Genomic DNA, 7841 nt, shown 5'->3' with positions numbered 1-7841 from the left:
CCTTCAACGCCCAATTCAGAAGAGAACAACTCACCGGGGAAATCCTGGACACCATGGCCGAAGCCCGGTACCTCGCCCAGGAATGGAAGGACATCTACAATCATGAACGGCCCCACGGATCCCTCGATGGAATGACACCCTCGACCTACTGGAAACGCTGGACCGCAGACAACCAACTAGCTATCGCATAGCCACTGGACTGCTAACGGGGACCCAACCACCTCGACCGAACCCTAGAACCTGTCCAATCAAGGGATCCCCTACGAGAAAGGCCCGCAGCCATCACATTCGTAGGACGCCAGTCCTACGGTGGCCATATAAGTCAACGGCGGCGACCGGTCGAGAGTCAGTGTGCTCGGTAGGGCAAGACTTGACGGTTTAGATGCGACGGATCCGTAATCCATCTCGGTGAGGGCCGCTGACGATGATGCCGCTTGCGTCAAGTAGTTTAAAGCCGACGCTCCGTCATCCGGCCCAAAGGGTTGAATCGTCCCAGTCGTCCGGCATGCCCACATGGGCTTTCGGGACACCTTTCACTACCGGGTAGCTGGACAGGATCGCGGATAAGACGCGAGATCGGCCGATGCCTCGCGCGCTGCGCATGTACTGGATGAGTGTGAGTTGCCCGAAAGAACGGGTCATGTGCGAGCGTGCCTTATCCAAATCCTTGTACTTCCCAGCGGCCGGGAGTTTCGGTTTTATTGCATAGACCCGATTGTAAAGACGCCCGTGGTGAGCGCAGGCGTTCCGCACGACCTCGAGCGATCGCATCCAGGATGTCAGCTGTGGGGAGCTCAACCCAAAGCCGTCAGCCACCTTGTCCTGTACCGAGCGTGGCGAAAAACTGTAGAGGTATCTGAGGGAGCCTAGGTCCAGAATCTCGACAGCAGCCCAGACGGGAAGCATTCCAGAGTATTTACTCTGATGGTGGGCCACAAAATCTTCGTGGGACCGACGGAGTTCCTTGCGGTACTTGTCCAGCCACGTTGTGTAGCTGCTTCCCTGCGCCTGTTTGCCGAGCAACGCCGGCTTTAGATGTGCGCACTCGTCAAGCTCACCCAGCTCATGGCCGAGCTGTGCCCGTAGGCTCAATTCGACGGGAGCATAAGCATCAGAGGCTGCGGTTCGGAGTCTGAGGTCGAAGTCGTACAGCGAGATCACATCACCGAACGTCGTGCCTGAGAAGAAGCTGTCCTCCCGCACCCCGACCATTGCTGTCAGCTTCCGGAAGGGATACCAGTACCCGCTCAGACGGTAGTAGCTCACGTCTCGCAGCTTCGCCACGGCGTATTCGCGGTCATCGATGGTCATACCCCGAGAGACGAGCAAGTCGACCTGCTGATCGTAGGTCTTGAACTCTTTAACCGGTGTAGTCAACCGCGCCCCCACAAAAGTGAAGACCGGCCCTGGACCTACCGAAGTAGGCGGAACCGGTCATGTTGCCCTCACTATATAACCGGTCGTTACGCTATGCAACCGATGTCGGTCACAACCTAGCGGGCGCGATCAGCCCGCTGCTCGCTTGCCGTTTCGGGCTCATAGCGGCCGCCTATGACCAGTACCTCGCTCGTCGGAGGCGAACCTCAGCTCACGCTTTGAACTGGTCAACGACTATACGTATTGCCCGAAGCTCAGCCCACCCAACCGCCCAACGAGCTAGGAGGCATCAGGTCGTGACCGCGAGGCCCTCCGACGCCGCGGAGTACTCCCAAGCGTTGGACGGCTTCTTCAGCTCGAGTGACTGCTCGTCGCATCGCTCTGCTTCAACCCCTGCTGACGTCCTCGCCAAGGTGCCGGTAGATCGTGCCGCGGGAAACCCCGAACGTCTCGGCGATCTGCTGCACCGTGTATGTCTTCTGGTCATACATGGCCCGCGCCTGCCGGGCCTTCGTCGGACTCATCTTGACCCGGCCACCGCCCGTGCGGCCCCGGGCCCTGGCTGCGGCTAGGCCGTCCTTCGTGCGTTCCACGATCAGGTCGTGCTCGAACTCCGCGATCGCAGCCAACATGTGGAAGAACAACCGCCCACCCGGGGTCGTCGTATCAATGCCCTGAGACAAAGCCTTCAACCCGACACCCCGGCGCTCGAGCCCATCGGCGACTTCCTTCAGATTCCGCACCGACCGGCCCAACCGGTCGAGTTTCGTCACGACCAGGGTGTCCCCGGACCGCAGATACTCCAGTGCATCCTCCAGTGCCGGCCGCTTCGCCAACACACCAGAGGCGTGCTCGATGAAGACCTTCTCGCACCCGGCCGCCCCGAGCACATCGGTCTGACCATCGAGATTCTGCTCCCGCGTCGAGACACGCGCGTATCCAACAGCTGCCATGACTCAAACTGTACCGCCAAGGTGCCTGACAGCACGTAGTTCTCGGACACGACTCATGGAACACGACACGCCGTTCTCGACGCTCTCCGCCGAGAATGTCTCGTGGACGGTCGTTCGCGGGCATTGGTGGTCCGACGCCGCCGACGCTGTTCCGACGACATGACCGTGGCAGATTCAAGTGACCTCGCGCTCGGTGTGTGCGATTGCGCTTGAGTCATCGACCGCAGCCAAGAGAATTATTATTCGATTAGTCGTGCGCCAGATAATGCGGTCAGGAGGCGGCGGCGTGATCTCTTGGTCGGGTGGACGATCACTGTCTGTGCTGTCTTGAGCGCTAGGGGCAGGTCGCTTGCCGAGTCGGTGTAGAAGGTGGCGCGCTCGACCGGAATCCCTGCTGCTTCAAGGCTCCGGACTTTCTGGTATCCAACATTGTGGAGCGCGACACGAGGAGAGCGATCCGTGAAGGTGAGGCGTGATGCGATCACCTCCACGTCAGGGAGCCCGGTCGCTTCGAGCAGAGATTCGACCAGGCACAGCTCCGACGCAGTCACGATCACGACGCGTGACGCCTTTTGGGTATTACGGCAATGCTGAATCAGGTCCTCACGAACGAATCCAGGCTGAGCGGCCAGCCGGCGCCCTGCACCTGAGGCAAGATCGCGATACTCTGGCTCGCTCAAGCCCTTGAAGGTCACCTGAACTGCGAGACGATTTGCCCGTGCCGCGAGTTCACGGTGGGATCCGGCGATCACAGCGACCGCGTAGATCGGGAGGACCATCAGGAGACGGAAGGGTTTGCGCTTCAACCGCTGCACTATCAGCGCAGCCATTGTGTCCTTCGTGGTCAGGACGCCATCCAGGTCGAACAGAGTCACACTCGTCATGGGTTGCTGCATGAGTTGAATTCAGTACGGAGTGACTAGGGCTGGCTGGAGCGGGAAGTACGGCGCTTGTTGATGCTCTGGATGTGCAGTGGGCCTGTGACGGTGAGTTCGTCCTCCCAGCACTCGATGCCCGTGAGGTCGGGGAGGATGGTGCGGGTGAACACAGGGTCGCGTCCCTCGCGTCGCTGGCTCGTGTAGTCCTTGAGCAGCCGGAACGCGGTACCGGAGAGCAAACCGATGGCGATGAGGTTCGTCAGGGCCATCAACCCCATGACACCGTCGGCGAAGTTCCAGATGAGGTCGGCTCCGACCACGGACCCGGCGAGCACGGCGGCCACGACGAGTACCCGGTATGCGCCAAGCACTGCCGGCCGCTTGGTGATGAACTCGATGTTCGACTGGCCGTAGTAGTAGTTGCCGATGATGGACGAGAACGCCAGCAGGAAGACGATCACGCTCAGCGCGATGTTCGACCAGTCACCGAGAGCACCGACCAGTGCCCCCTGGGTCAGGCCGATGCCTCGTTCTGCCCCGGCGAGGTCGGGCCCGGGAATAAGGATGATGAACGCCGTGATGGAGCAGACCAGGAACGTGTCGAAGTAGACCCCGAGCGTTTGCACGAGCCCCTGCTTCACGGGATGGGTGACGGCCGCGCTTGCCCCCGCATTGGGGGCTGATCCGAGCCCTGCTTCGTTGGAGAACATGCCACGCTTGACCCCGGTGAGGACAATGTACCCGAACGCGGCGCCGACGACCTCGTTGAAGCCCCACGCGGACGTGAAGATCTCGGCGAACACCGGCCCGATCCGGTCGAGGTTGAGGGCCACGACGGCGAGTCCGAGCAGCAGGTAGGCCAGTGCCATGATGGGCACGAGCAACTGCGTGACGGATGCGATACGCCGGACACCGCCGAAAACGACGAGTGCCGTCAGGACCGCGACCACTGCACCGATCATCCAGGGCAGCCACGCCGCGTCCCCGCCGACGCTCGAAGTGACCGTCGCCGCGATGGTGTTGGCCTGCAGCGAGCTGAACGCGAAGGGGAAGCAGACGATGAGGATGACCGCGAACCACACCCCCAGCCAGCGGGCCTTCAACCCGCGCTCCATGTAATAGGCAGGGCCACCCCGGAAACTGTCGGTATCACGGACCTTGTAGAGCTGCGCGAGCGATGACTCGATGAAGCTCGATGCGCCGCCGATAAAAGCCATCGTCCACATCCAGAAAACCGCTCCGGGTCCTCCGACCGCGATCGCAGTGGCGACACCAGCGATGTTGCCGACCCCAACCCGCGACGCCGCGGAGATCGTGAACGCCTGGAACGCCGAGACCGATTGCGGCTGCCCAGACTCGGTCCGCGGTGTCTTATTCGTCAGGGTCCGGAACATCTCAGGGATGAGACGAACCTGCACTACCCCGGAGCGGATCGTGAAATAGATCCCCAGACCCACCACGACGGGCAGGACGATCCACGTCCACAGATGATCGCCCCAGCTCAGTAACCACTCGTTCACAGAATCCATGCCGGTCAGTATCCCCCACACCGGCCCGCACGCGGGAAACCTCGCACGAGAAAAGTAGCTCCTCGAACACCCAAAGGGCCTGGCCTCGAGCCGGGAACTGCCAGACAACCGGTCGTTCTCGGATCAGTTAGTCGAAGGGCTTTACAGACTAACTACTTAGAGACACAATCTAGTCATGGAAGTCTCCACCTCATCTCCTCAAGTCGCGGGCAGTGTTGACTGGCCCAGTGACTGGCTTCGGGCCACCCTGGGCTTCCTTTGCCTCCGCGCACTATCCGCCGGCCCTTCCTACGGTTACGCGATCATCAGCGAACTGGAGCGCCACGGCTTCGGCACCATCAAGGGCGGAACCCTGTATCCGCTCCTCACCCGATACGAAACAGCGGGCCTTGTCACCACTGAGTGGCGGGCCGGCGACGGCGGGCCCGGCCGCAAATACTTCGCCCTGACCGAAACGGGCCGCACCGAACTCATACGCCTCAGCGCCGACTGGCTGCGCTTCTCCGATGCCACGACCCGCTACCTCGACCAACCGACCATGGAGGGCTCCTCATGATCCAGCAGACCAGCGACAAGAAGTGGTTCGACCAGCTCGTCATGGAGCTCCGGTTACGCCAGGTCCACGGAAGCGCCATCGGCGATACCATCGCAAGCGCCAAGGAACTCCTGCGCGATACCGGTCAACCAGCCGAGAAAATGTTTGGGCCCGCCCGTGACTACGCCGAAGCGCTCGAGCTTCCCTCCGCGCCGAAACACGATTGGATACGCCAAGCGCTTTGGCCCTCAACGCTCGGACTCCTGGCCTTCCTGCTGTTCAATCAGGCAGTTGTTCCCTGGACCCGGTCCGAACTCCTGCTGGTATCCCCTGTACAGCTGGCCTTCCTCGCCACACCCGTGGTGCTCATCGCCTTCCTCCCGCTCTACCTCGACGCCATCATCCGCCGGATCTGGCTCTGCGTCGGCCTCAGCGGTATCGGCGCACTCTCAGGAGTCCTATCAGCCGTCACAGCCCCTGAAGATCGGGCCGAAGCATGGCTGGCCGTCGACCCCTTGCCCTGGCTCATCGGCAGCACCCTGGTCATGGTGGCACTCTCGATTAGGAACACCACCCAGTCAGCCCTCACACCGGGCGACGATGACATCACCGACCCCAGCTCGGCGACCGCCGAGAGCACCGGAACCGGAATGAATGTCATCGTTCAGATCACCAACTGGCTCTTCCCTATCCTCGCCCTCGCCATGCTCGGGCTTGCACTAGTACTGCGCTGACGTCGTCCAGACGACCAGCTGCTCGGCGCTGCAACCCCAGGGCGTGGCATCAGACGCCCCAGATTCGTGAAGACCCGACCAGGAAGAGATGACCTATGAGCTACTACCAAAACCTCACGGCTGAGTTGCGCTACCGCGGCACACCCGAACCTGACATCGCCAACATCCTCGCAGAGGCCCAGGCCCACACACCGGCCGGCGATAATCCTGCTGATCATTTCGGCACACCGGCTGAATACGCCGAGCGGTACACAACTGCACTCCCGGCGAGGAAGCCCCCGACACATCCGGCCTTAATCATCTTCACGATCATGGCCATCGGCTACGTGGTGTTCGCGCTCCTAGCGAAACCCGCCCTCGGTATTGACCTTCGCGACTACGTAGGACCAGCGCTGCTCTGGCCCGCGCTAGCCCTACTCCTTATCGGCGTAATCACCAGCTTTCTCACCACGACATTCAAATCAGCCACAGCTACCAGGTCTCAGTAACACGCGCCCACAACCTGCGTCCCGCGGCAGGATCCCCCTCAGATCGTCCGTCGACCAATCAATGACTCCGCAAATCACGCCACTCTCCACCGCGATCAGCAACTTCCCTGACTCCCCGCCAAAGGACCCGATACGTCCAATCAAGGGATCCTTTACTGAGATATGAGCGGACCGAACCTTGGGAAGGGTCAGAAGGGCATATGAATTTTCCTGCACCTCTGCTCCGACAGGCCGCGGACCACTAACGTTGAACTCATGAACGACGAAGAAGACCTTCTGAATCAACTGGCCAGCTCTGATGATCGAAGTCTGCGCGACGAGGAGCTCGCCGACTTGATCGACACCGAACCGCAGGCCGCTCGAGTCACTTTTGCAACCCAAGACCTAAGCATTGACGGACTAGTAAAGCGTTTGGACAGAAAGTCCATGCTGGTTCCTCAGTTTAATGGGCAGGAACAGCTTGTGCAGATTCCCGGGTTCCAGAGAGGTTTCGTCTGGTCGAAAGTCCAGATGGACCGATTCATAGAATCGCTACTGCTAGGCTATCCAGTCCCGGGAATTTTCCTTGTTAAGCAGGCGGATGACAATCGCATGCTGATTCTCGATGGCCAACAACGGCTGATAACCCTTCAGCGTTTTTATGCAGGACTTCATGACGGCAAAGAATTTGCGCTAACAAATGTTGCAGATGAGTTTCAAGGATTAACCTACAAAACTCTCGACGAAAGCATGCAGTTCAAACTCGATGACTCCTATATGCAAGCAACCATCGTTGCAGCCGATGGGTCGTCAGAAGTAGATGACTCGATATTTCAAATTTTCGAACGTCTAAACTCCGGAGGCACCCAACTTACTTCCCACGAGATTCGCGTCGCCCTATTTGCGGGAGAACTTATGGCCTCGGTGGAGGTACTCAACACCGATCATGCGTGGCGAAGCCTGTTTGGCGCCCGGTCAAAAAGGATTCGAGACCACGAACTTATCCTACGCATTTTAGCGCTGTACTCAAATAGTAAGAGTTACTCTCGGCCACTAAAAACCTTTTTGAATAATTATGCAAAGACAAATCGGAATGTCGACATCACCAAAGACAAGATTGGAAGCCTCTTCCTCCAAGCGTGCTCGGAGATTAACGATAGGATCGGCCCTAAATCGTTCCGTCGCCCAGGAGGAAGTCAGGTCAACGCTGCACAAGCCGAGGCAATGTGCGTCGCCGTAATGCGGCTCTTCACGAACCAGGGTGTAGGACGGGTCTGAATCCGCCTGATTCGAGCAGGGATCGGGCGATGTAGTTGGCGAGGTTCCGGAAGCCGAGGGCTGATCCGCGGAGGTGCTCAAGCCGCCCAT

Annotated in this window: 9 protein-coding genes; 5 read left to right on the top strand and 4 right to left on the bottom strand. The window is 59.9% G+C overall.

Going from position 1 to position 7841, the window contains the following annotated elements:
• A partial coding sequence (locus FQ377_RS14500) for an integrase core domain-containing protein (RefSeq protein ID WP_148601879.1) occupies positions 1-191 on the top strand: 191 nt, incomplete at its 5' end.
• 274 nt (positions 192-465) lie between these two features.
• Here the strand turns inward: FQ377_RS14500 and FQ377_RS14495 are convergent.
• From FQ377_RS14495 to FQ377_RS14480, 4 genes are all read right to left on the bottom strand, one after another.
• Positions 466-1311: an Abi family protein gene (locus FQ377_RS14495; RefSeq protein WP_148601878.1), complete on the bottom strand. Its 846-nt coding sequence runs from the start codon at positions 1309-1311 to the stop codon at positions 466-468.
• 452 nt (positions 1312-1763) lie between these two features.
• Positions 1764-2330: a recombinase family protein gene (locus FQ377_RS14490; protein WP_136455663.1), complete on the bottom strand. Its 567-nt coding sequence runs from the start codon at positions 2328-2330 to the stop codon at positions 1764-1766.
• 239 nt (positions 2331-2569) lie between these two features.
• The gene (locus tag FQ377_RS14485; protein WP_222861891.1) at positions 2570-3205 is read right to left on the bottom strand and encodes an HAD family hydrolase; all 636 of its coding nucleotides are present in this window, start codon (positions 3203-3205) and stop codon (positions 2570-2572) included.
• A gap of 44 nt (positions 3206-3249) precedes the next feature.
• The gene (locus FQ377_RS14480) at positions 3250-4737 is read right to left on the bottom strand and encodes an alanine/glycine:cation symporter family protein (protein ID WP_148601876.1); all 1488 of its coding nucleotides are present in this window, start codon (positions 4735-4737) and stop codon (positions 3250-3252) included.
• 175 nt (positions 4738-4912) lie between these two features.
• Here FQ377_RS14480 and FQ377_RS14475 point away from each other — a divergent pair, with 175 nt between their 5' ends.
• The 4 genes from FQ377_RS14475 to FQ377_RS14460 all read left to right on the top strand — a co-directional run bounded on the left by FQ377_RS14475 (position 4913) and on the right by FQ377_RS14460 (position 7751).
• Entirely contained in the window at positions 4913-5293 is a 381-nt protein-coding gene (locus FQ377_RS14475) for a PadR family transcriptional regulator (RefSeq protein ID WP_148601875.1), read from the top strand.
• Positions 5290-6006 carry a hypothetical protein gene (locus tag FQ377_RS14470; RefSeq protein ID WP_148601874.1) on the top strand — a complete coding sequence of 239 codons (717 nt, stop codon included), beginning with the start codon at positions 5290-5292 and terminating at the stop codon, positions 6004-6006. The genes FQ377_RS14475 and FQ377_RS14470 overlap by 4 nt, the downstream gene beginning before the upstream one ends.
• A 95-nt stretch (positions 6007-6101) precedes the next feature.
• Positions 6102-6494: a DUF1129 domain-containing protein gene (locus tag FQ377_RS14465; RefSeq protein WP_148601873.1), complete on the top strand. Its 393-nt coding sequence runs from the start codon at positions 6102-6104 to the stop codon at positions 6492-6494.
• Between the two features lie 255 nt (positions 6495-6749).
• Entirely contained in the window at positions 6750-7751 is a 1002-nt protein-coding gene (locus tag FQ377_RS14460) for a DUF262 domain-containing protein (protein ID WP_148601872.1), read from the top strand.
• Positions 7752-7841 lie beyond the last annotated feature (90 nt).

The organism is Arthrobacter echini (assembly GCF_008107445.1).
In the GTDB taxonomy this organism is placed as follows: Bacteria; Actinomycetota; Actinomycetes; order Actinomycetales; family Micrococcaceae; genus Arthrobacter_D; species Arthrobacter_D echini_A.
Note: the sequence above shows the minus strand (reverse complement) of the source record. Positions and strands in the feature narration are given on the sequence as shown.

Bases quoted from the DNA above. Each gene is read 5' to 3' on its own strand.
- FQ377_RS14495 (WP_148601878.1), bottom strand. From the start codon at position 1,311: ATGACCATCGATGACCGCGAATACGCCGTGGCGAAGCTGCGAGACGTG.
- FQ377_RS14490 (WP_136455663.1), bottom strand. From the start codon at position 2,330: ATGGCAGCTGTTGGATACGCGCGTGTCTCGACGCGGGAGCAGAATCTC.
- FQ377_RS14480 (WP_148601876.1), bottom strand. From the start codon at position 4,737: ATGGATTCTGTGAACGAGTGGTTACTGAGCTGGGGCGATCATCTGTGG.
- FQ377_RS14475 (WP_148601875.1), top strand. From the start codon at position 4,913: ATGGAAGTCTCCACCTCATCTCCTCAAGTCGCGGGCAGTGTTGACTGG.
- FQ377_RS14470 (WP_148601874.1), top strand. From the start codon at position 5,290: ATGATCCAGCAGACCAGCGACAAGAAGTGGTTCGACCAGCTCGTCATG.
- FQ377_RS14465 (WP_148601873.1), top strand. From the start codon at position 6,102: ATGAGCTACTACCAAAACCTCACGGCTGAGTTGCGCTACCGCGGCACA.
- FQ377_RS14460 (WP_148601872.1), top strand. From the start codon at position 6,750: ATGAACGACGAAGAAGACCTTCTGAATCAACTGGCCAGCTCTGATGAT.